Source organism: Streptomyces sp. 7N604, from assembly GCF_052245475.1.
In the GTDB taxonomy this organism is placed as follows: Bacteria; Actinomycetota; Actinomycetes; order Streptomycetales; family Streptomycetaceae; genus Streptomyces.
Genome location: NZ_JBQQBX010000030.1, coordinates 82996 through 106811, shown reverse-complemented (window position 1 = coordinate 106811; position 23816 = coordinate 82996). Strand labels below are relative to the sequence as shown.

Below are 23816 nucleotides of genomic sequence, written 5' to 3'. Positions count from 1 at the left end.
ACGGGCGTCGATGGAGCCGACGGAGCCCACTGCGGGGCTGCGCGCTGCTCGGCTCAGGAGCGCTGCTGGTGACGGGCTGCGCCTCGATGCCGGACAGCGGTGAGGTGCACCGGGTGGACGCCTCGCAGCGCACCGACGCCGACGCGCAGGTGCGGGTGTTCGGGGTGCCGCCGCGGGCCGGCGAGGGGCCGAACGACATCGTGCGCGGCTTCCTCGAGGCGGTCACCAGCGACGAGGCGGACTACAAGACCGCGCGCCTCTATCTCACCCGGGCGGCGTCGAAGAACTGGCAGCCGTTCTCGCAGACCACGGTGCTCGAGGACGGGCCGAATCCCAGCATGGACAGCCCGATCCGGGACCCGGAGGAGAAGACCGCCGTCGCCGAGCTCAGCGGCAAGCAGATCGCGACGGTCGACCGGAAGCAGGCGTACAAGCCGGCCGAGGGCACGTACCGCACGACGATCCACCTGACGAGGGTGGGCGGTGAGTGGCGCATCGACGCGCCCCCGACGGGCCTGGTGCTCGGCAAGTCCGACTTCGATCGCATCTACCGCTCGGTCAACAAGTACTACTTCGCGGCGACCGACCGGGACGACAGGGCCTCCGGCTCCCAGAAGGACGTCCTGGTCGCGGATCCTGTCTATCTGCGCCGCCGGATAGATCCGCTCACCTCGACCGTGAAGGCGCTGCTCGAGGGGCCCACCAGCTGGCTGGAGAACGTGGTCGACACGAAGTTCCCGAGCAGCACGAGACTGGTGGACTCCTCCCTCTCCCTCGACGACTCTAACGCGTTGCGGGTACGGCTGAGCTCCAGGGCGTTGCACGTCGGGCAGTCGCAGTGCACCCGGATGGCAGCCCAGCTGCTGTACACGGTGCAGGACCAGGCTTCGGCCAAGATCAGCAGGGTGGAGCTGGCGGGAAAGGACGGCTCCGAGCTGTGTGTGCTGAACCCTGGAGAGGCGGCGGCCTACGCGCCGGCCGGCCTGAGGAAGCACGCCGAGCGCCAGTACTTCGTCGACGGGGAGCACCGGCTGGCCAGCCTGTCCGACGCCAGCGACGAGCCGAGCCGGGTGGAGGGACCGTTCGGGGACGGCACGGTGCAGCTGGGGTCGGTCGGCGTCGACCGAAGCGAGCGTCTGGCGGCCGGGGTCTCGCTGGACGGCCGGTCGTTGTACGTGGCGCCGATGAGCTCCGGCGCGGAGCGGGGTGGCGTGAAGCTGCGCTCGCGTGCGAAGAGCGAGAAGGACGCGCTCTCCGCCCCAAGCTGGGACGGGAACGGCAACCTGTGGATCGCCGACAGGGACCCCGAGCGGCCACGGCTGCTGCGGCTGGCCGCGGGCACGGACGAGGCGCAGGAGGTCGAGGTGCCGTCGCTCGGCGGCGGGCGGATCGAGGGCCTGCGCGTCTCCTCCGACGGCGTGCGGATCGCGCTGCTGATCACGCGGGACGGCCGCACGTCGCTCGAGCTGGGGCGCGTGGAGCGTACGGACGCGGGGGCGGGGGAGCCGCCGCTCTCGGTGAGCGATCTGCTCTCGGTGGCGCCGCAGCTCGAGCACGTGGAGTCGGCGTCCTGGGCGGGCACCAGCCGACTGGTGGTCGTGGGCCGGGAGCCCGGCGGGGTGCAGCAGCTGCAGTACGTGGAGACGGACGGCTCGTCGTCGAACACGCCGACGCTTCCGGGCATCAGCGGGGTGGAGGCGGTGGCGGCCTCGGAGGACGAGAGTAAACCGCTGATCGCCCACTCCGACGACGGGATCGTGCGGCTTCCGGTCGACGCGAACTGGAAGCTGGTGACGGAGAAGGGCAAGGCGCCCGTCTACCCGGGCTGACGACCGCCGGTCCGCTGCCCGGCCGCCGTCTACCCGGGCTGACGACGCCGGTCCGCTGCCCGGCCCCCCACCACGGCGACCACGGTCACCACGGCCGGGCAGTTATCCACAGGCCTGGCGAGGTGCACCGCCGCACGGCACAGTGGCCGTCATGCGGGGGATGCAGAGGATGCAGAAGTCGTGGCAGGAGATCGCGGGATTGGTGCTGCCGGTCGGCTGCGCGGGTTGCGGGCATCCGCACACCGTGCTGTGCGACCGGTGCCGTGCGGCGCTGGCGGGGAAGGCGGCGCGCCGGGTCCGGCCGAGCCCGGCGCCGTCCGGACTCCCGCCGGTGCACGCGGCCGCGCCGTACGGGGACGAGGTGCGGGCCGTGCTGCTCGCCCACAAGGAGCGGGGCGCCCTGGGGCTGGCCCGCCCGCTTGGCGAGGCCCTGGCCGGGGCGATACGGGCGGCTTGCGGCGGGCGGGGCGGGCCGCTGCTGCTGGTCCCGGTTCCGTCGTCCCGGCGGGCCGTGGCGGCGCGGGGGCACGATCCAACGCGGCGGATCGCCTGCGCGGCCGCTGCCGGGCTGCGGCATGAGGGCCGGCCGGTGCGGGTCCTTGCGGTGCTGCGGCAGCGGCGGGCGGTGGCCGACCAGTCGGGGCTGACCGCCCGGCAGCGGCTCGGGAACCTCAGGGGCGCCCTGGCGGTCCCGAGGGGTGGCGCCGGGCTGCTGCGGACCGCTCCTGTCGTGCTGGTGGACGATCTCATGACGACCGGGGCCTCCCTGGTGGAAGGGGCCAGGGCAGTGGGTGCGGCGGGCGGCCGGGTTGCCGCTGCGGCGGTGGTCGCCGCGACGGCCTTCTGATCCGAGGTACGTGCCGGTAGGGGGTGCCGACACCTGTCCGGTCGAGCTATGTTCGGTTGTGAGGAAGTGGCGAACTCTATGCCATGAATGTCGGAGAAGCGCGCTTCGGGACTTTTGGTGTCTCTGAAGTCGATGGGGTGGCGATCTTGTCGACTGGGGAGGAGGAGGTGAAAGCCGCAGCGCCGCGGCTCCGGTACGACTCCCGGGTGCGCGTGGCGGTGCAGCAGACGCAGTGTCGGCGGGCCCTCACCCGTAGCGGAGGCGACCCGTCGGCCCAGGCAAGTGGGATGCGCTCCGCGCCGCAGCGGAGCGATCCGGAACGGAGTTCTGCGTGGACATCGTCGTCAAGGGCCGCAAGACCGAGGTGCCCGAGCGCTTTCGCAAGCACGTGGCCGAGAAGCTGAAGCTGGAGAAGATCCAGAAGCTCGACGCGAAGGTGATCCGCCTCGACGTCGAGGTGTCCAAGGAACACAATCCCCGTCAGGCCGACCGCTGCGACCGAGTGGAGATCACGCTCCGCTCTCGCGGACCTGTGATCAGGGCGGAAGCCGCGGCCGCAGACCCATACGCCGCACTCGACGCGGCCACAGCAAGGCTCGAAGCACAGTTGCGCAAGCAGGCCGACAAGCGCCGGGTGCACCGGGGCGGTAGCCGGACGCCGACAAGCGTCGCAGCTGCCACCGCTCCGCTCGCCGCACGCCTCAACGGCGAATCCGTCGCCGAGCGTGCCGAGGAGGGCGTGCCCACCAAGAGGATGGGCTCGCTCGAGGTCCAGGGCGAAGGCCCGCTGGTGGTTCGGGAGAAGACCCACGCCGCCGCCCCGATGACCCTCGACCAGGCTCTCTACGAGATGGAGCTGGTCGGACACGACTTTTACCTGTTCATCGACTCCGAGACCAAGCATCCGAGCGTTGTCTACCGCCGTCACGCCTACGACTACGGCGTGATCCACCTGGAATCCGACCCGATGGTGGAGGAGGCGCCGCACGGCGCGGGCGGGGCCCTCGGCGGCTGACGGAACGCCCGCGAGGCCAACGAGGCCCACGAGGCTCACCGAACGTTGGCCGGGAGTCGGCGGAAAGTCGACGGAAAATCGCTGAACAGCGGCCGAATTCAACGCCCCCGGGAGCGCGTTCGCGCTCCCGGGGGCACCATTGTGCGAGCACGAGCGCAACGCGCCGCCGCCCGGGCATGAAATCATGGCGGGCAGCCAACCCGCGCTCTGTGGAGACCGGTTGGCCCGGCACGAAAACCTTGGGCCATGGCCTTCAGGGGGAGGAACGATGGCGGACAGCTTCGGGCCCGGAGCCGACGGGGACGACGAGGGCGTTGACGCGCCCGGTACGGACACGGCCCAGCCACGGAAGGAGCCGATCCGGGTCCTCGTGGTGGACGACCATGCGCTCTTTCGCCGCGGGCTCGAGATAGTCCTCGCTCAGGAGGAGGACATCCAGGTCATCGGCGAGGCCGGGGACGGCGCGGAGGCGGTGGACAAGGCCGCCGACCTGCTGCCCGACATCGTGCTGATGGATGTCCGGATGCCCAAGCGCGGCGGGATCGAGGCCTGCACCTCCATCAAGGAGGTGGCCCCGAGCGCGAAGATCATCATGCTGACGATCAGTGATGAGGAGGCCGACCTCTACGACGCGATCAAGGCCGGGGCCACCGGCTACCTCCTCAAGGAGATCTCCACCGACGAGGTGGCCACCGCCATCCGCGCGGTTGCCGACGGGCAGTCCCAGATCAGCCCCTCGATGGCGTCCAAGCTCCTCACCGAGTTCAAGTCGATGATCCAGCGCACCGACGAACGGCGCCTGGTGCCCGCGCCCCGGCTCACCGACCGCGAGCTCGAGGTCCTCAAACTCGTCGCCACGGGCATGAACAACCGGGACATCGCCAAGGAGTTGTTCATCAGCGAGAACACGGTCAAGAACCACGTCCGCAACATCCTGGAGAAGCTGCAGCTGCACTCCCGGATGGAGGCCGTGGTCTACGCGATGCGCGAGAAGATCCTCGAGATCAGGTAGCCGGACCAGGGGCCCGGGGCGCCCGGCTCCAGCCGACCAGGCACCAGTGGGCCCGGGTTCCCATCGGCCAGAGCTTCAGCCGGTCACCGCTCCAGTCGGCCCGGCTTCAGTCGGACAGCGCCGCCACCAGCTGCGCCGTGAGCTCCGGCTGCATGACCCGCTCCACGCGCACCGCATCGCAGCCCACCCACCCGGCCGCCTCGAGCAGTGCCTGCGCCATGGGCCGCACCGCCTTGCGCCCCTCCAGCGACACCTGCCGCGCCACCAGCGTCTTCCCCTCCCTCCCCGGGTCGACCCGGCCCATCAACCTGCCGCCCGCCAGCAGCGGCATCGCGAAGTAGCCGTGTATCCGCTTCGGCTTCGGCACGTACGCCTCGAGCCGGTGCGTGAAGCCGAAGATCCGCTCCGTACGCGGCCGGTCCCAGATCAGTGAGTCGAACGGGGACAGCAGCGTCGTACGGTGCCGCCCGCGCGGCTCCGAGGCCAGCGCCTCCGGGTCGGCCCAGGCGGGCTTCCCCCAGCCCGCGACCTCGACCGGCACCAGACCCGAGTCCGCGATCACCGCGTCGACCTGCTCGCCCTTGAGCCGGTGGTAGTCCGCTATGTCCGCCCGCGTGCCGACCCCCAGCGACTGCCCGGCCAGGCGCACGAGCCGCCGGACGCACTCGGTGTCGTCCAGATCGTCGTGCAGCAGCGCATCGGGCACGGCGCGCTCGGCGAGGTCGTACACCCGCTTCCAGCCGCGCCGCTCGGTGCACACCACTTCCCCGTACATCAGGGCCCGCTCGACCGCGACCTTCGCCTCCGACCAGTCCCACCACGGGCCGCCGTTCTTGGCGCCGCCCAGCTCCGTGGCGGTCAGCGGGCCCTCGTCCCGCAGCTGCTTGAGCACCGTGCGGTACGCGCCGTCCGGCAGGTCGTGGTTCCAGTGCGGGCGGGCCCGGTAGGCCCTGCGGCGGAAGGCGAAATGCGGCCATTCCTCGATCGGCAGGATGCATGCCGCGTGTGACCAGTACTCGAAAGCGTGCGTCCCGGTCCAGTACGCCGACTCGACTGCCGGGCGGCCCACCGCGCCGAGCCGCGCGTACGGCACCAGCTCGTGTGACCGCGCCAGCACCGAGATCGTGTCCAGCTGCACCGCGCCCAGGTGCCGCAGCACGCCCCGCGCCCCCGCGCGCCGGTCCGGTGTGCCCAGCAGCCCCTGGGCACGGAGGGCTGTCCGCCGGGCCTCGTCCGCGGACAGTTCCGTCACTGAGAGTGGCATCGTGGTCATGAGCCGCACCCTAGACCCGGGCACTGACAACCCGGCCCGGGCGCCGGCGGCCTCCCGGCGAAGCCCCTGCCCAGAACGCGCCCGGTCAGCGTCCGCCGGGCACGATCCGTGCGGCTCGTCCGTTGTTCCGGAGGGTGACACGGCCCTACGTACTGACGGACCTCCCGGTGCGCCCGGGTCCTGACTTACGATGGCCGTTGCGGCGGGGGCTGGTCCCGCCGTGCCCGCGCACTCTGACCGTGCCAGGCCCGACCGGCAAGGAGACCAACCTACGTGTCCGTCTTCAACAAGCTCATGCGTGCAGGCGAAGGCAAGATCCTGCGCAAGCTGCACCGCATCGCGGGCCAGGTCAACTCCATCGAAGAGGACTTCGTCAACCTCTCCGACGCCGAGCTGCGGGCGCTCACCGACGAGTACAAGGAGCGGTACGCCGACGGTGAGAGCCTGGACGACCTGCTCCCCGAGGCCTTCGCCACCGTCCGAGAGGCCGCCAAGCGCGTGCTCGGCCAGCGCCACTACGACGTCCAGCTGATGGGCGGCGCGGCGCTCCACCTCGGATACGTCGCCGAGATGCGCACTGGTGAGGGCAAGACCCTCGTCGGCACGCTGCCCGCCTACCTCAATGCGCTGTCCGGCAAGGGCGTCCACCTGATCACGGTGAACGACTACCTCGCCGAGCGCGACTCCGAGTGGATGGGCCGGGTGCACAAGTTCCTCGGCCTCTCGGTCGGCTGCATCCTCGCCAACATGACCCCGGCCCAGCGCCGCGAGCAGTACGCCTGCGACATCACGTACGGCACGAACAACGAGTTCGGCTTCGACTACCTCCGCGACAACATGGCGTGGTCGAAGGACGAGCTGGTGCAGCGCGGTCACAACTTCGCGATCGTCGACGAGGTCGACTCGATCCTCATCGACGAGGCCCGTACGCCGCTGATCATCTCCGGCCCTGCCGACCAGGCCACGAAGTGGTACGGCGACTTCGCCAAGCTGGTCACCCGCCTGACCAAGGGCGAGCCGGCCAACCCGCAGAAGGGCCAGGACGAGACCGGCGACTACGAGGTCGACGAGAAGAAGCGGACCGTAGCGATCCATGAGTCCGGCGTCACCAAGGTCGAGGACTGGCTGGGCATCGACAACCTCTACGAGTCGGTGAACACCCCGCTCGTCGGCTACCTCAACAACGCCATCAAGGCCAAGGAGCTCTTCAAGCGCGACAAGGACTACGTCGTCATGGACGGCGAAGTCATGATCGTCGACGAGCACACCGGCCGTATCCTCGCCGGCCGCCGCTACAACGAGGGCATGCACCAGGCCATCGAGGCGAAGGAGGGCGTGGAGATCAAGGACGAGAACCAGACGCTCGCCACGATCACCCTGCAGAACTTCTTCCGCCTCTACGACAAGCTCTGCGGCATGACCGGTACGGCCATGACCGAGGCCGCCGAGTTCCACCAGATCTACAAGCTGGGCGTCGTCCCGATCCCGACCCACCGCCCGGTGGCCCGCCTCGACCAGTCCGACCTGATCTACCGCACCGAACCGGCGAAGTTCGACGCGGTCGTCGAGGACATCGCCGAGAAGAACAGGAAGGGCCAGCCGGTTCTCGTCGGCACCACCTCCGTCGAGAAGTCCGAATACCTCTCGCAGCAGCTCACCAAGCGCGGCATCAGGCACGAGGTCCTCAACGCCAAGCAGCACGACCGTGAGGCGCAGATCGTCGCCCAGGCGGGCCGTAAGGGCTCCGTCACGGTCGCAACGAACATGGCCGGCCGCGGTACGGACATCAAGCTCGGCGGCAACCCCGACGACCTGGCCGAGGCCGAGCTGCGGCGGCGCGGCCTCGATCCGGTGGAGCACGCCGAGGAGTGGGCCGCGTCGCTGCCTGGAGCCCTCGAGAAGGCAGAGCTCGCGGTCAAGGCCGAGTTCGAGGAGGTCAAGGAGCTCGGCGGGCTGTACGTGCTGGGCACCGAGCGGCACGAGTCGCGCCGGATCGACAACCAGCTGCGCGGCCGTGGCGGCCGCCAGGGCGACCCCGGCGAGTCCCGCTTCTACCTCTCGCTCGGCGACGACCTGATGCGCCTGTTCAAGGCCCAGATGGTCGAGCGCGTGATGGCGATGGCCAACGTTCCGGACGATGTGCCGATCGAGAACAAGATGGTCACCCGCGCCATCGCCTCCGCCCAGTCCCAGGTCGAGCAGCAGAACTTCGAGACCCGCAAGAACGTCCTGAAGTACGACGAGGTCCTCAACCGGCAGCGCGAGGTCATCTACGGCGAGCGCCGCCGCGTCCTCGAGGGCGAGGACCTGCACGAGCAGGTCCGCCACTTCATGGACGACACCATCGATGCGTACATCCAGGCCGAGACCGTCGAGGGCTTCGCCGAGGAGTGGGACCTCGACCGGCTGTGGAGTGCCTTCAAGCAGCTCTACCCGTGCAAGGTCACCATCGAGGAGCTGGAGGAGGCGGCCGGCGACCGGGCCGGGATCACCGCCGAGTTCATCGCCGAGTCGATCAAGGACGACATCCACGAGCAGTACGACGAGCGCGAGAAGCAGCTCGGCTCGGAGATCATGCGCGAGCTGGAGCGGCGCGTGGTGCTGTCGGTCCTGGACCGCAAGTGGCGCGAGCACCTCTACGAGATGGACTACCTCCAGGAGGGCATCGGCCTGCGCGCGATGGCCCAGAAGGACCCGCTGGTCGAGTACCAGCGCGAGGGCTTCGACATGTTCACGGCCATGATGGAGGGCATCAAGGAGGAGTCCGTCGGCTACCTGTTCAACCTGGAGGTCCAGGTGGAGCAGCAGGTCGAGGAGGTTCCGGTCACCGAGCCCGCCGAGAAGGCCACCCTGGAGAAGGCCCCGCAGGAGGCCGTCCCGGCCGCCGCCGTGGGCCGTACGGAGATCCGGGCCAAGGGCCTGGAAGCCCCGCAGCGCCCCGACCGGCTGCACTTCTCCGCGCCCAAGGTGGACGGCGAGGGCGGCATCGTGGAGGGCGACTTCTCCACGGACGGCGGGCCCGCGCGCTCCGAGGCGGACGGGATGACGCGCGCCGAGCGCCGTAAGGCTCAGAAGGCCGGCGGCCGCCGCCGCAAGAAGTAACGCAGAAGGTCTTTACTGGAGGCCTTTTCGGGAGGCCTTCACGGAAGGTCCTTACGGGCCGGGTCCCCGCCGGGGGCCCGGCCCGTGCTGTTCCTCGAGGGCTCGAGCCGGTGCCCGGGTCGCTGCTAGGTGACGCCGGTCAGCCGCTGGGTGAGGCCGCCCAGCTCGACCGCTGAGCAGCGCCAGCGGTCGTCGCGGCAGCGCTCCAGCCGGAAGGCCAGGGCGGTCAGGCGGTCGCCGGACAGGATCCGGGCGAAGGCCTCGATGACGCCCGGCGCGGGCCGGTACTCGCCGCAGCGGGCCACGACCGGGGCCGTACGGCCGCCGCCCGCCGTGGCCCCGGGACGCAGCGGGGCGAGCGGGGCGAGTTGGACCAGCTGGTCGTACGCGGCGCCGAGGGTGTGCCCGAGCATCCAGTGGACGGGCTTCTGGCCGCTGAGGATCAGCAGGAGCCGGTTGGCGAACCAGTAGCGGGGATGGCGCTCCAGCTCGCGTCGGCGCAGGGCTGCCGCGGCGGCGGCTCCTACGGGTCCCGCGGCTGCCGCGGCTCCTGCGCCGCTGGGGCGCGGGCCGCCGGGCCTGCGCGCATCGCGCCGCCGCGGAGGTGCGGCACCCGCCGTGGCGGCCGGGCCGCGGCCCGGCCCGTGGCGGCCGACCGCGCGCTCGTCGGTGGCCCGCCGGTCGGCGGCGCGCCGGTCGCCTGCTCGCCGGTCGCTTGCTCGCCGGTCGGTCGTGCGGCCGGAGGGCCGGCTCCTGCTGTGGTCCATGGTCTGTCCCCGTGATCTCGGTTGTCGGCCGGTCTCTGGTACCAGGCGGTAACTTCGCTGCGGAGACTTCTACGGGGCAGGGTCGCCGCGCCGCAACGACGTCGTACCAGGCTGTGGAGTGCCGCCGGAGATCACCTATCCGGGTGATCACGTCGCCGGAGCGCAGGTCAGGGCCCCGCGTGCGGCCGGACGTGGCCGACGACCGGGATCACGGCCCAGCACCCGCGGGGGCAGTTGAGCAAGGGCGCCCGCACCCCGAAGGGGGACCCGCGCCCGTATGCTGCAGCCATGCGCGTCTACGTCCCCACGACCCTCCCCGGTCTCGCAGCGGCGTACAAGGCAGGCGAATTGGGGCCCGGTACGGGGTCCGGGTCCGGCCCGCTGGACGCCTTCGCCGTCACCCCCGCACTGCGCGAGTGGTACGTCTCCGACGACATCGAGGAGCTGGAGTACGCGGCGCTCAGCCGCGCCGCACAGGGCTCGCTGCGGCTGCTCGCCGCCGACCCGCAGGCAGCCCGCCGCAGGGTCGTCATCGCCGTGGACGTCCCCGAGGGCGCCGCGGCCGCCGACCCGGACCGCGGCCTCGACACCTCGTCGCTGGGCGCGGTGCGGATCGCCCGGCCCGTGCCCTTCGCCAAGGTCGCCGCCGTGCACGTCGACGCCGATGACGCCGAGGCGGATGTGGCGGCGGCCGCGGCCGCGCTCGGCGCCGCGGACCTCGGCGACGACGACGCCCAGTTCACGGTGGATGGTGCGGAGGACCACGAGCTGCTGTGGTACGCCACGCAGGAGGTTCCGAACATCGTGGGTGGGAACGGCTGACCAGGCCCGACAACGGCTGAGCAGGCCCGACAGCGGCTGACGAGCCGGTCTGTCAGATCTCTCGGTTACCGTCTTCTCATGGGGATGAACGGGTCACGCGGGACGCACATCGTCTGGGACTGGAACGGGACGCTGTTCCATGACATCGATGCGGTGATCGAGGCGACGAACGCCTCGTTCCGCGAGATAGGCCTGCCGCCGATCACCCTCGCCCGCTACCGGGACCTGTACTGCGTACCCGTGCCCCGCTTCTACGAGCGACTGCTGGGGCGGCTGCCCACCGATGAGGAGTGGGAGGTCATGGACGCGACCTTCCACCGCCACTACTGGTCCCGGGCGGAGACCGCGGCTCTCACCGATGGCGCCAGGCAGCTGCTCTCCGACCGGCAGGCCGCCGGGCTGACGCAGTCGCTGTGCTCGCTGGCCCCGCACGATCAGCTGATGCCGATCGTGCGCACCCACGGCATCGAGCAGCACTTCGTCCGCGTGGACGGCCGGATCGGGCGCTCGGACACGGGGAAGGCCGAGCACATGGCGCGCCATCTCACCGCGCTCGACGGGAGCGTCGTGCGGGACCGTGTCGTCGTCATCGGCGATGCGGTGGACGACGCGCTTGCGGCAGCGCACGTGGGGGCTCGCGCCGTGCTCTACACGGGCGGCTCGCACAGCCGCGCCAGCCTCGAGACGGCCGGGGTCCCGGTCGTCGACAGCCTCGCCGAGGCGGTGGAGGCGGCCGAGGACCTGTACGGCTAGCCGAGGACCTGTACGGCTGGACGAACCGGGCTCCTGGATGAAACGGGGGGTTCCGCCCAAGGCTCCGAGAGGTCATGGGGCGGTCCGGCCGTGGGCAGCGCGGCCGGCCATCCCCGCGGCTCACGCCACCGGCGCCTTGTCCCGCAGGACCGTGAGGAACTCCCGCATCCACGCCGGGTGGTCGGGCCAGGCCCGGGACGAGACCAGCGTGCCGTCGACCACCGCCTCCGCGTCCCGGAAGGAGGCGCCCGCCGCCTGCATGTCCAGCTCCAGCGCCGGGTACGCGGTCACGCGCCGCCCGCTCAGCCCGTCGATCGCCGCCGTCAGCAGCGGCCCGTGGCAGATCTGCGCGACCGGCTTGTCCGAGTCGAAGAAGGCCTTGAGGACCTTCCGCAGCTCCGGGTCGTTGCGCAGGTACTCCGGCGCCCGCCCGCCGGGGATCACCAGCGCCACGTACTGCCCAGGGTCGACGTCGGCGAAGGCCAGGTCGGCGGGCCAGGTGTAGCCGGGCTTCTCGGTGTACGTGTCGAAGCCGTCCTCGAAGTCGTGCACCACGAACTGGAGCTTCTTCCTGCTCGGAGCCGCGATGTGCACCTCGTAGCCCTCCTCGCGCAGCCGCTGGTACGGGTAGAGCACCTCCAGCGACTCCGCGGCGTCCCCGGTCACCATCAAGATCTTCGGCGCCATCGCTCCCACCTCGCAGTGTCCGATCAGGATCCGATTCGTACCCCTCACGCCCAACAAACACCGCGTGTCGCTTTTTGCCAAGAGCCGTTCGCGCCGCTGTCCAGAACGTCAAACTTCCGCCCCTGGTTTTGTACACAAACGGCTCATGACGTCTCCCCCCGCCGGGGCGATAGCCTTAACCCGTGATCAGCGCGATATTCCCGTCTCCCCTGGTACGGGGGAGGAGGGGCCCATGCGGCGGGGGCAGCGTAGCCCCGGCCCAGCGCCCGGTGAGCCACTGTGCCCCGGCCGCCGCTGATCTCCTGCCCGGGGAGCTGACGGCGAACATGGCCGATTCAGCCCCGGCCATCTCTCATCGAGGCATACCGTCGACTACGACCGGAGATCCCGTGTCGCGGCGTGATGCCGACATCACCGACGTCACGCAACGGCGCGCGACAGGAGCCAGAGGACCATGCAGACCAAGCTGGACGAAGCCAAGGCCGATTTGCTCGTACGGGCGGCCCGGGTAGCTGAGAACAGCCCTGCCGGGGGCCAACACCCGGTGCAGGGCCTTGCTCCGGAGGCCCTCTCCGCGTTCCTCCAGCGCTACTACCTGCACACCGCTCCCGAGGACCTCGCCGACCGCGACCCGGTCGACATCCTGGGGGCCGTACTCTCCCACTTCCGCCTCGCCGAATCCCGCCCGCAGGGCACCGCGAACGTGCGCGTCCACACCCCGACCGTCGAGGAGAACGGCTGGACCTGCAGCCACTCGGTCGTCGAGGTGGTCACGGACGACATGCCGTTCCTGGTGGACTCGGTCACCAACGAGCTGACCCGCCAGGGCCGCGGCATCCACGTCGTGATCCACCCGCAGATCGTCGTCCGCCGCGATCTCACCGGCAAGCTGATCGAGATCCTGCCCGACGCCTCGCCCCGCGACGGCGAGCTGCCGCACGACGCGGTCACCGAGTCCTGGATCCACGTCGAGATCGACCGCGAGACCGACCGCTCCGACCTCAAGCAGATCACCGCCGACCTGCTCCGTGTCCTGTCCGACGCCCGGGAGGCCGTCGAGGACTGGGAGAAGATGCGCGACGCCGCGATGCGGCTGGCCGACGGGCTGCAGTCCGAGCCGGTCCCGGACGACCTGCCGCGGGAGGAGATCGAGGAGGCCCGCGAGCTGCTGCGCTGGCTGGCGAACGACCACTTCACCTTCCTCGGCTACCGCGAGTACCGGCTGACCACCGAGCCCGCCAACGGCGAGGAGGACGTGCTCTCCGCCGTCCCCGGCACCGGCCTCGGCATACTGCGCTCCGACCCCTCGCACAAGGAGGCCGACGGCCACCCCGTCTCGCCGTCCTTCAACCGGCTCCCCGCCGACGCCCGCGCCAAGGCGCGTGAGCACAAGCTGCTGGTGCTGACCAAGGCCAACAGCCGCGCCACCGTGCACCGCCCCTCCTATCTCGACTACATCGGTGTCAAGAAGTTCGACGAGCAGGGCAACGTGGTCGGCGAGCGCCGCTTCCTCGGCCTGTTCTCCTCGGCCGCGTACACCGAGTCCGTACGCCGCGTCCCGGTCATCCGCCGCAAGGTCGAGCAGGTGCTGGTCACCGCCGGCTTCACGCCGGACAGCCACGACGGCCGCGACCTGCTGCAGATCCTCGAGACCTACCCGCGCGACGAGCTGTTCCAGACCCCGGTCGACAAGCTGCGCGAGATCGTCACCAGCGTCCTCTACCTGCAGGAGCGCCGCAGGCTGCGGCTGTACCTGCGCCAGGAGGAGTACGGCCGCTACTACTCGGCGCTCGTCTACCTGCCGCGCGACCGCTTCAACACCACCGTCCGGCAGCGCCTCACCAACATCCTCAAGGAGGAGCTGGGCGGCACCAGCGTCGACTTCACGCTCATGAGCACCGAGTCGGTGCTCACCCGGCTGCACTTCGTCGTCCGTGTCGAGCCCGGCACCGAGCTGCCCGACCTGACCGAGGCCGACGCCGAGCGCATCGAGAACCGGCTCGCCGAGGCAGCCCGCTCCTGGGAGGACGGCTTCTCCGAGGCGCTGAACGCCGAGGTCGGCGAGGAGCGCGCCGCCGAGCTCATGCGGCGCTACGCCAACGCCTTCGAGGAGGGCTACAAGGCGGACTACTCGCCGCGCGCCGCGGTCTCCGACCTCCAGCACCTGGAGCGGCTCACGCCCGAGGGCGGTGAGCGGGACTTCGAGCTCAGCCTGTACGAGCCCGTGGGCGCGGCCCCCGGCGAGCGCCGCTTCAAGATCTACAAGTCCGGCGCCCAGGTGTCCCTCTCCGCCGTCCTGCCGGTCCTCAACCGGCTCGGCGTCGAGGTCATCGACGAGCGGCCGTACGAGCTGCGCTGCGCCGACCGCTCCAGCGCCTGGATCTACGACTTCGGGCTGCGGATGCCCGCCCCGACGCAGAACGGCGGCGACTACCTCGCCGACGACGCCCGCGAGCGCTTCCAGGACGCCTTCGCCGCGGTCTGGACGGGCCAGGCCGAGAGCGACAACTTCAACATGCTCGTGCTGCGCGCCGGGCTGACCTGGGGACAGGCGTCGGTGCTGCGCGCCTACGCGAAGTACCTGCGCCAGGCGGGCTCCACCTTCAGCCAGGACTACATGGAGGACACCCTCCGCGACAACGTCCACACCACCCGGCTGCTGGTGAACCTCTTCGAGGCCCGGATGTCCCCGGCGCGCCAGGGAGCCGGCGTCGAGCTGACCGACGCCCTGCTGGAGGAGCTGGACGCGGCCCTGGACCAGGTGGCCAGCCTGGACGAGGACCGCATCCTGCGCTCCTTCCTGACCGTCATCAAGGCCACCCTGCGGACCAACTACTTCCAGCACTCCCAGGACGGCGCGCCGCACGGCTACCTTTCGCTCAAGCTGGACCCGCAGGCCATCCCCGACCTGCCCGCGCCCCGCCCGGCGTACGAGATCTGGGTCTACTCGCCACGCGTCGAGGGCGTCCACCTGCGCTTCGGCAAGGTCGCGCGCGGCGGCCTGCGCTGGTCCGACCGCCGCGAGGACTTCCGTACGGAGATCCTCGGCCTGGTCAAGGCGCAGATGGTGAAGAACACCGTGATCGTGCCGGTCGGCGCGAAGGGCGGCTTCGTCGGCAAGCGGCTGCCGGACCCGTCCGTGGACCGCGACGCGTGGCTGGCCGAGGGCATCGCCTGCTACAAGACCTTCATCTCCGGTCTGCTCGACATCACCGACAACCTGGTCGGCGGCGCGGTCGTGCCCCCCAAGGACGTCGTCCGCCACGACGGGGAGGACACCTACCTCGTCGTCGCCGCGGACAAGGGCACCGCGACCTTCTCCGACATCGCCAACGAGGTCGCCACGGCGTACGGCTTCTGGCTCGGCGACGCCTTCGCCTCCGGTGGCTCGGCCGGCTACGACCACAAGGGCATGGGCATCACGGCCCGCGGCGCCTGGGAGTCGGTCAAGCGGCACTTCCGCGAGCTCGGCCACGACACCCAGACCCAGGACTTCACCGCCGTCGGCGTCGGCGACATGTCCGGTGACGTGTTCGGCAACGGCATGCTGCTCTCCGAGCACATCCGCCTGATCGCGGCCTTCGACCACCGGCACATCTTCATCGACCCGAACCCGGACGCCGCCGTCTCGTACGCCGAGCGGCGCCGCGTGTTCGAGCTGCCCCGCAGCTCCTGGGCCGACTACGACACCTCGCTCCTCTCCCAGGGCGGCGGCGTCTTCCCGCGCTCGGCCAAGGCCATCCCGGTCAACGCCCATATGCGCGCCGCCCTCGGGCTCGAGTCGCGCGTCACCAAGGTGACCCCGGCCGACCTGATGAAGGCCATCCTCAAGGCCCCGGTCGACCTGCTGTGGAACGGCGGCATCGGTACGTACGTGAAGGCGTCCACAGAGACGCACGCGGACGTCGGCGACAAGGCCAACGACGCGATCCGGGTGGACGGCCAGGACCTGCGGGTCAAGGTCGTCGGCGAGGGCGGCAACCTGGGCCTGACCCAGCTCGGCCGGATCGAGTTCGCCGCTCACGGCGGCAAGATCAACACCGATGCGATCGACAACAGCGCCGGTGTGGACACCTCCGACCACGAGGTGAACATCAAGATCCTGCTCAACAAGGTCGTCGAGGACGGCGACATGACCGTGAAGCAGCGGAACAAGCTGCTCGCGGAGATGACCGGCGAGGTCGGCGCGCTGGTGCTGCGCAACAACTACGCGCAGAACGTGGCCCTCGCCAACGCCGCCGCCCAGGCCCCCAGCCTCCTCCACGCCCACCAGCGCTTCATCCGCCGGCTGGAGCGCGACGGCCGCCTCGACCGCGCGCTGGAGTTCCTGCCGACCGACCGGCAGATCCGGGAGCGGCTGGGGGCGGGCCGCGGCCTGACCCAGCCGGAGCTGGCCGTCCTCCTCGCCTACCTGAAGATCACAGTCGCCGAGGAGCTGATCGCCACAGAGCTGCCGGACGACCCGTACCTCCAGTGGCTGCTGCACGCGTACTTCCCGAAGGCGCTGGGCGAGCGGTTCCGGGAGCACATCGACAACCACGCGCTGCGCCGGGAGATCGTGACGACGGTGCTCGTCAACGACACGGTCAACAGCGCCGGTACGACCTTCCTGCACCGGATGCGCGAGGAGACCGGGGCGTCCACGGAAGAGGTCGTGCGCGCCCAGACCGCGGCCCGCGCGATCTTCAAGCTGGGCTACGTCTGGGACGAGGTCGAGGCGCTGGACAACAAGGTTCCGGCGGCGGTGCAGACCCGGATCCGGCTGCACTCGCGTCGGCTGGTCGAGCGGGCTACGCGATGGCTGCTCGGCAACCGGCCGCAGCCGCTGCGGCTCGCCGAGAACGTGGAGTTCTTCGGCGACCGGGTCACGGAGGTCTGGGCCCAGCTGCCCAAGCTGCTCAAGGGCTCCGACCTGGACTGGTACCAGAACATCTACGACGAGCTGACCGAGGCCGGGGTGCCGACCGAGCTGGGGGAGCGCGTCGCGGGCTTCTCCTCCGCCTTCCCGACGCTCGACATCGTCGCGATTGCTGACCGCACGGGCAGGACGCCGCTGGAGGTCGCCGAGGTCTACTACGACCTGGCCGACCGGCTGCGGATCAGCCAGCTGATGGACCGGATCATCGAGCTGCCGCGGGCCGACCGGTGGCAGTCGATGGCGCGCGCCGCGATCCGCGAGGACCTGTTCGCGGCGCATGCGGCGCTCACCTCCGACATCCTGGCGTCGGCGAACGGCGGTGCGTCGCCGGAGGAGCGCTTCAAGGCCTGGGAGCAGAAGAACGCGGCGATCCTGGGCAGGGCCCGCACGACTCTGGAGGACATCCAGAGTTCGGAGTCCTTCGACCTGGCGAATCTGTCGGTCGCGATGCGTACGATGCGGCAGCTGCTGCGCACGCACTAGTAGCGGCCCGTTTGTGGGCATTCGTTCCGCGGGGCTGGGAGGTGCCCCCAGCCCCAGCGGAACGAATGCCCACACCCTCGCTTATCGCTCGTAGGGCGACTTCACCGGGAAGTACGCGGAGAGGAACGCGCGGAGTACGCGGTCCTGTTCGGGGGCGGGGACTTCCGCGTCTGCTGAGTCGCCGATGCAGAAGACGCCGTGGCTGCGGGCGGCCAGCAGCCTGGTCAGGACTGTGTGGTGGTCGTAGCGGCCCGCGTTCACAAAGGCGCAGGAGATCGACGACGGCACCGAACGCCCCGTCAGGTAGCCGTAGTGGTGGTGGAGCGAAGACGTGACCGACAGGTCCGTGTGCGCGCGGAAGCGGCTCCCCGCGGTCGCCGCGACCTCGTCGGGGAAGCGCTCGGCGATCTCCTCCAGGACGCTGCGCCGCAGCGGGTGCGGCGCGTGCAGGAAGCCGTGCGTCGCGATCCGCCCGAAGGCCCGCTTCAGCAGCTCGCGGTTGTTCTTGCCCGCGGCGATGTAGCCCTCGTCGTCCGGAGTGACGCCGGTGGGCGGGACCGCGGTCGGGGAGCGGAAGAAGCGCGCCATGCCGTTGCTCTGGAAGAACGCGTCGGGCCGCAGCGGCTGCCCCAGGAACACGTCGTCGTTGAGGTACAGGAAGTGCTCGGACAGTCCGTCGATCCGGTGCAGTTGGCTCTCGATGGCGTGCGAGTTGAAGGTCGGCAGGTGGGAGGGGTCGGCGAAGATCTCCCGGTGGTCGACGACCTGGATGCCGGGCACGGAGGTGTCCAGCCAGTCCGGCACCTGGTCGTCCGTGACGACGTAGATGTTCCGCACCCAGGGTGCGTACATCGCCAGTGACCTCAGCGAGTAGCGCAGCTCGTCGCGGTTGCGGAAGCGGACGTCGCCGCTGTCGGCCTCCTGGCCACCGCCCTCCCGTGCCTCCCGTGCCTCCCGCGCCGCCGTCCAGCGGGCCTGCTTCTCCCGCCAGCGCGGATCGCTGTCGTCCACCCAGGTGTAGACGGCGTCCACCGGGAAGTCGACGTCCCACATGAGGAGTTCGGTGAAGGCCGAGGCGGTGGGGTAGTCGCGGTCGCCGACGCGACGGGTGGCGTCGGGGACCAGGGAGGGCAGCCGCGGCCCGCGCAGGGTCGTGCCGCGCGGCGCGCCGCGCCACCGCGGTGACGCAGCGGCGCGCGCGCCTGCGGCGCCACCCGCCGCGCTGCCCGCGGCCTCCTCAGGGCGCGCCGAATCCGCGGCCCCCGAGCCTCCCGTCGTGCTCACCGCTCCTGCGGTTTCCGGCAAGGTCGCCGCGCCCGCCGTATCCGCCGCGTCCTCGCCGTCCTCCTCCGCCCAGAACTCGACCGTGCAGCCGTACGCGGGCCCGTACCGCAGGGTCCTGCTCTCCGACGTCACCGGCTTGAAGACCCGCAGGCCCGCCACATCTCCCGCCTCGCGCAGCCGTTCCGCCAGCATGGCGCCGGGGGCGGCGCCGCGCGGGCCGATCAGCTCCGCGTACACCGGAGCGCCCTGGAACGCCGCGGCCAGCGCCTCGCACGCCCGTGACCGGCTCTCCACGGGCACGGCGACCCGGTGTCCCGTCCGGGTGTCGCGCAGCAGCAGGTACGGCACCCCGCCGTCCTCCAGCGCCCGCGCGGCGAGCTCGAGATTCAGGTCGGCCATGCGCTGCGCGGTGATGTCGTCGCGCAGCTCGGCGAGGCGCCCGGCCGAGCGGATCAGGCGGCCGGTGCGGTCCTGCGCCTGGAGCAGCACCTCGCGCGCCTTCTGCTCGTCCGCGGAGGCGGCCAGCGGCGAGACGGGCGCTGCGGCGCTGAAGCTGCGGGTGCCGCCCGCGGCGATGCGCAGCGCGGTCCGGTCGGCGCGGGCCGCCAGGCGCTCCACGGAACCACGACCGCGGCGGGCGACGAGCCGTTCGAAGAGCTCCTCCCACCGGGCGGTGATCCGCTCGCCGGAGAAGCGCTCGTGAACGCCCTGCCGGGCCGCCCTGCCGTACGCGTACCGGGTTTCGTCGTCGCCCATCAGCTTGTCCATGGCCACGGCCAGGGAGTCGATGTCGCCGGGCGGTACGAGGAGGCCGTCGACCCCGTGCCTGACGATCTCGGCGGGCCCGGTGACGATGTCGTACGCCACCACGGGCACGCCCGCCGCGAAGACCTCGAGCAGCACCAGCGGGAAGGCCTCGTTGCGCGAGGGCAGCACGCACAGGCTCGCCTTGGCCCACTCCTCCTCCATCTGCCGTGAGCGGCCGAGCAGTTCGACCCGGTCGTGCAGGCCGAGTCCCTCGACGAGCCGGCGCAGCTTCACCTCCTGCGGCCCGTCGCCGAAGATCCGCATAGTCCAGCCCGGGTGCTCGGCCGCGATCCGCCCGAACGCGCTGATGGCGTGGTCGAGTCGCTTCTCCGGGGTCATCCGGGCGGCGAGGACGACGGTCCTGCCGTCGAGGTCGGAGCGGGGCCGGAAGCCGCCGGGTACGGCGTTGGGTATCGCGACCAGCTCGGGGGCCGCGGCGCCGAGCGAGTCGGCGAACCAGTCGTTCGTACGCTCCGTCAGCGACACCAGCGCGTCGATCCGCGGCGCGTAGACCAGCAGCGGCTCGCCGCTCACGCCGCGCAGCTGGGAGGCCCGGTGCTCCTGGTGGACCGTGGCAGTGCGGGCGGGGGCCAGCTCGGCCGCCGCCGCCATCAGCGCGGGGGTGGTGGTGACGAGGACGTCGGAGTCCAGCGAGCCGAGCGCGGCGGTGAGTTCGATGTCCGAGAGCCGGTCGAAGGTGGACTCCCAGGACGGTTTGATCAGCTCGCTGGGGAGCGAGGCGAGGGTGCGGCAGGCGTCCTCGCCGAGGGCACTGGCGCGCTCCGGCCGCTCGTAGAGCCCGGTCCTGTCGATCAGGTAGCGGCGCTTCACCTGCCGTGCGGAGGCGAAGAAGGGCTCGGGTCCGGTCCTGAAGACGCTCAGCACCTCGACGTCGTGGCGCTGCGCGAGGTGGGCGGCCTGGGTGTAGGCGGCCATCTCGGTGCCGCCCATCTCGTCGCCCCAGGTGAGCAGGTACGTGATCTTCATGCGTCCTCGTAGATCGGCGTTGCGGTGATGGCGGCGCAGGTCACCGCGAGGGCGCCGGCCGCGGTGACGTGGGCGTGCACGCGCAGCAGCGCGCCGCCCTCGAGGGCGATGACGCGGTACGGAGTGCGGAAGACCTTCTTGGGGTGGCGTATGCCGGTCAGGCGCCTGGCCACCCTGAGCCGGGTGCGCCCCGACCGCAGCTGGACGTCCCAGGTGCGCTGGGTGCGTTCGCCCGCGGCCATGGCGGCGAGCGGCAGGTCGAAGGTGAAGGTGTCGCCCTCCCAGAGGAGGGGGGCCGGGACTGCCTTGCCCTGGGCGCTCGCGCCGTGCCGTACGGCCTCCGCCGCGTACGAAGCGTGCGGGACGCGGTTGCCGATCAGCCGCCCGCGGACGGTCACCCGGTCCCAGCGCAGGTCGAGCGCGGTCAGCTCGGCCTGCCGGCGCGGCGCCGTCACCTTGAGCATCGCGTGCCCGTCGACCGACCGTACGGGACGGAACAGCGCGCCGGAGGCCGGGCTCGGGGGGTGGGGGAGGGTGGGGCCCTCGACCGGGTGCCGGGCGGGGGCGGCGAGACCGGCCCGGAGTTCGCGGCCCGCGCCGTCGGTCACGACGAGCGCGATCCGCCACACCCCCTGGCTCAGGGCCACGCCGGTGCGCGGCTGTTCGTGTCCGCCGCTCGCCGCTGTGCCCGCCCCGAGGCTCGACGCGGCGGTCGCTGTGTGGCGCAGCGGCGCGGTGGCGGTCAGCAGCAGCATGCCGCCGTCCCCGTATGGCTCCTGCTCCAGGGGCACGGACTCCCGGCGGCTGCCGCGGCGCAGTTCGAGCCGGGCGGCGTGGATCCCGGCGACGGGCGACGGGAACGGCACGGCGGCGTTGAGGGTGCGGCCGCCGAGCACGGAGAGGTGGACGGGCCGCAGCAGCGGACGGTGCCTGCCGTGGGTGCCGAGCGCCAGGGCCGTGTTCATCCGCTCCACACGGCGGCGCACCCGGACCGCGGTGGTCCGGGCCTTCCGCGCGCCTCCGACGGCGCGGGCCAGCAGGGCGTCGCTCATAGGGACACGTTTCTCATCATGGCTAAACCATCTTGTTTCATCTCATCAGGGGTGATCAGGGTCACCGAGGTGTTGAACAGCAGATGCCGCAAAGCCTCCGTCTGTCCATAAGACAGCCACTCCGCCAAAGAGGTTGCACGGGGGATGAAAAGGAGAACTGCCATGTCAATGCGCACAACTCGGAACAGCAGTCATCAGTCCAACGATGTACTAACGGCTCACCCATGAATGGAGCGGTTCAGGTGAAGGGACAGGGCATAGCCGAGCCCGGTCCGGGGGCGGCAGAACTGCGCGGGCGCGGCAGCGTGGCCGGTGCCCCGGTCAATCCGGAAGCGTCGGCGCTGGTGTCGGTCTACCGCAAGGCCGTCCCCGTGGGCGTCCGCCGGGCGATCGCCGGACGCTCCTCGCCCGAGCTGCGGCGCAGCGTCAAGCGGCGCATCGGGGAACTCACCTCGGCCCGCGGGATCCACCGGCTGCGCGCCGCCCACCTGGCCGACCGCCGCCAGGACCTGCTCTCCGTCCCGGGGCGTGCGGTCGCCGTGGTGGCGGGGCAGCCCCGCATAGCCCTGGTGGAGCGCGACCTGTCGCCCGTTCAGGCCCGTACGGCGAACCTCGGCGCGGTCACCGCGGCGCTGGAGGAGGCCGGAATCGCGTACTTCTGCGTACGGGGCAGACAGCGCAGCGCGGCCGTGGTCGCCGTCGCCGCCGAGGACCGCGGCCGTGCGCTCGCGGCCCTCGCCCGGCTGTGCCGCACACTGCCCGGGTACGTGAGCGCGCTCGCGTACGGCAGCCGCGAACCGAAGCACGTCGGCCCCGGCTACGAGCCGGGCGTCTGGCGCCGGTTGGCCTCGGCGGAGGCGCTGCGGATCTGCTGGTTCCGCACCGACCAGCGGCAGCGGCTGGTGCTCGGCACCCCGTACGGCTGCGACGTCGAGTTCTGGACCCGCGAGGACGGCCGGCTCACGGCCCCGCGCCGCAACGCCGTCACCGAGTCGGTGCCCGCCGGAGGCCGGTCCGTGCGGGTCCCGGGCGCGCTGTTCACCGCGCCGTACGTGCCCCGCGACAGCCAGGGCTCCCGCGGCAGCCAAGACACCCGCGACAGCCAGGACTCCCGTCGTACCCAGGGCTCGGGCGCCTCTCAGGGCCCGCGCGCCACCGTGCCCCTCCAAGTGCGCACCCGCGAGGAGTTCACCCACCCGCTGCCCGGCGACATCGCCTTCCCCATCGACGCCGTCTACACCTGGGTCGACGGCTCCGACCCCGCGTGGCTGAGCCGCCGCGCCCGCTTCGCCGGCCGCGCGTACCACGACGAGGCGGCCAACGCCGCCCGCTACGCCAACCGCGACGAGCTGCGCTACTCGCTGCGCTCGCTGGAGACCTACGCGCCGTGGGTGCGCCGCATCTACATCGTCACCGACGACCAGATCCCCGGCTGGCTCGACACCTCCAACCCCCGCATCCGGATCGTCGGTCACCGCGAGATCTTCCGCGACCAGCAGATGCTGCCCACCTTCAATTCGCACGCCATCGAGAGCCAGCTGCACCACATCGAGGGCCTGTCCGAGCACTTCCTGTACTTCAACGACGACGTCTTCCTCGGGCGTGAGGCCGTGCCGCAGGACTTCTTCCTGGCCAACGGGCTGACGAAGTTCTTCCCCTCGCCCGCGCTCGTGCCGCTCGGCCCGCCGTCGGACGAGGACGTGCCCGTATCGGTGGCGGGCAAGAACAACCGGGCGCTGATCGAGGCGCGGTTCGGCACCACGCCCGTGCAGAAGATGAAGCACGTGCCGCACGCGCTGCGCCGCGGCGTGCTGCACGAGATCGAGGAGGAGTTCGTGGAAGCGCACCGGGCCACCGCCTCGCACCGCTTCCGCAGCCTCCAGGACATCTCCATACCGTCCTCGCTGCACCACTACTACGCGTTCCACACGGGCCGGGCGCTGCCGAGCGACCTCGACTACGCGTACATCGACCTCTCCCGGCCGAACGCCGCGGCCCGTCTCGACCGGCTGCTCGCCGACCGCGACCGGGCGGTCTTCTGCCTCAACGACACCCAGTCGGACGAGGCCGACATCAAGGGGCAGGTGGCGCTCCTGCACCCCTTCCTGGACGAGTACTTCCCGCTGCCTGCCCCGTACGAGCTGCCGGGGTAACCCCGCGCCCAGGGCGCGGGCCTCG

14 protein-coding genes are annotated in these 23816 nt (G+C 71.3%); 9 read left to right on the top strand and 5 right to left on the bottom strand.

Translation table 11 applies throughout. From position 1 onward, the window contains the following. The first annotated feature begins 68 nt into the window (after window positions 1-68). The 4 genes from ACTWP8_RS29485 (at window position 69) to ACTWP8_RS29470 (ending at window position 4703) form a co-directional block, all read left to right on the top strand. Window positions 69-1829, top strand: coding sequence for an LpqB family beta-propeller domain-containing protein (locus ACTWP8_RS29485; RefSeq protein ID WP_443325134.1), 1761 nt, complete (start codon window positions 69-71; stop codon window positions 1827-1829). A 151-nt stretch (window positions 1830-1980) separates the two neighbouring features. Next, window positions 1981-2676, top strand: a complete 696-nt coding sequence (locus tag ACTWP8_RS29480; protein WP_443325133.1) for a ComF family protein — start codon at window positions 1981-1983, stop codon at window positions 2674-2676. Window positions 2677-3007: 331 nt separating this feature from the next. After that, window positions 3008-3691 carry a ribosome hibernation-promoting factor, HPF/YfiA family gene (gene hpf, locus ACTWP8_RS29475; RefSeq protein WP_443319796.1) on the top strand — a complete coding sequence of 228 codons (684 nt, stop codon included), beginning with the start codon at window positions 3008-3010 and terminating at the stop codon, window positions 3689-3691. Window positions 3692-3959: 268 nt separating this feature from the next. Next, on the top strand, window positions 3960-4703 hold the full coding sequence (locus tag ACTWP8_RS29470; protein WP_443325132.1) for a response regulator: 744 nt from the start codon (window positions 3960-3962) through the stop codon (window positions 4701-4703). A gap of 106 nt (window positions 4704-4809) precedes the next feature. On the opposite strand, the gene ACTWP8_RS29465 is transcribed toward ACTWP8_RS29470, so the two are convergent. Beyond that, the gene (locus ACTWP8_RS29465; RefSeq protein WP_443325131.1) at window positions 4810-5976 is read right to left on the bottom strand and encodes a winged helix-turn-helix domain-containing protein; all 1167 of its coding nucleotides are present in this window, start codon (window positions 5974-5976) and stop codon (window positions 4810-4812) included. 273 nt (window positions 5977-6249) lie between these two features. On the opposite strand from ACTWP8_RS29465, the gene secA reads away from it, so the two are divergent. Next, entirely contained in the window at window positions 6250-9078 is a 2829-nt protein-coding gene (gene secA / locus ACTWP8_RS29460; protein WP_443325130.1) for a preprotein translocase subunit SecA, read from the top strand. Between the two features lie 125 nt (window positions 9079-9203). Here the strand turns inward: secA and ACTWP8_RS29455 are convergent, their stop codons facing one another. Then, window positions 9204-9845 carry an Rv3235 family protein gene (locus tag ACTWP8_RS29455; RefSeq protein WP_443325129.1) on the bottom strand — a complete coding sequence of 214 codons (642 nt, stop codon included), beginning with the start codon at window positions 9843-9845 and terminating at the stop codon, window positions 9204-9206. A gap of 288 nt (window positions 9846-10133) precedes the next feature. On the opposite strand from ACTWP8_RS29455, the gene ACTWP8_RS29450 reads away from it, so the two are divergent. Beyond that, window positions 10134-10667: a DUF6912 family protein gene (locus ACTWP8_RS29450; RefSeq protein WP_443325128.1), complete on the top strand. Its 534-nt coding sequence runs from the start codon at window positions 10134-10136 to the stop codon at window positions 10665-10667. Window positions 10668-10745: 78 nt separating this feature from the next. Beyond that, window positions 10746-11420: an HAD family hydrolase gene (locus ACTWP8_RS29445; protein WP_443325127.1), complete on the top strand. Its 675-nt coding sequence runs from the start codon at window positions 10746-10748 to the stop codon at window positions 11418-11420. Between the two features lie 120 nt (window positions 11421-11540). On the opposite strand, the gene ACTWP8_RS29440 is transcribed toward ACTWP8_RS29445, so the two are convergent. Then, window positions 11541-12107, bottom strand: a complete 567-nt coding sequence (locus ACTWP8_RS29440; RefSeq protein ID WP_443319789.1) for a DJ-1/PfpI family protein — start codon at window positions 12105-12107, stop codon at window positions 11541-11543. 454 nt (window positions 12108-12561) lie between these two features. Between ACTWP8_RS29440 and ACTWP8_RS29435 the strand changes: the two genes are divergently transcribed. Continuing rightward, complete coding sequence (locus ACTWP8_RS29435; RefSeq protein ID WP_443325126.1) at window positions 12562-17508, top strand: NAD-glutamate dehydrogenase; 4947 nt, start codon at window positions 12562-12564, stop codon at window positions 17506-17508. An 81-nt stretch (window positions 17509-17589) separates the two neighbouring features. Here ACTWP8_RS29435 and ACTWP8_RS29430 read toward each other — a convergent pair whose 3' ends face one another. Together ACTWP8_RS29430 and ACTWP8_RS29425 are read right to left on the bottom strand one after the other, a co-directional pair. Next, window positions 17590-20586 (bottom strand): stealth conserved region 3 domain-containing protein, encoded by a 2997-nt coding sequence (locus ACTWP8_RS29430; RefSeq protein WP_443325125.1) that lies wholly within the window; start codon window positions 20584-20586, stop codon window positions 17590-17592. After that, complete coding sequence (locus tag ACTWP8_RS29425) at window positions 20583-21638, bottom strand: hypothetical protein (RefSeq protein ID WP_443325124.1); 1056 nt, start codon at window positions 21636-21638, stop codon at window positions 20583-20585. The genes ACTWP8_RS29430 and ACTWP8_RS29425 overlap by 4 nt, the downstream gene beginning before the upstream one ends. A gap of 224 nt (window positions 21639-21862) precedes the next feature. Here ACTWP8_RS29425 and ACTWP8_RS29420 point away from each other — a divergent pair, with 224 nt between their 5' ends. Further along, a complete protein-coding gene (locus ACTWP8_RS29420; protein WP_443325123.1) occupies window positions 21863-23791 on the top strand; it encodes a stealth family protein in 1929 nt (642 codons plus the stop codon). Window positions 23792-23816: the final 25 nt, after the last annotated feature.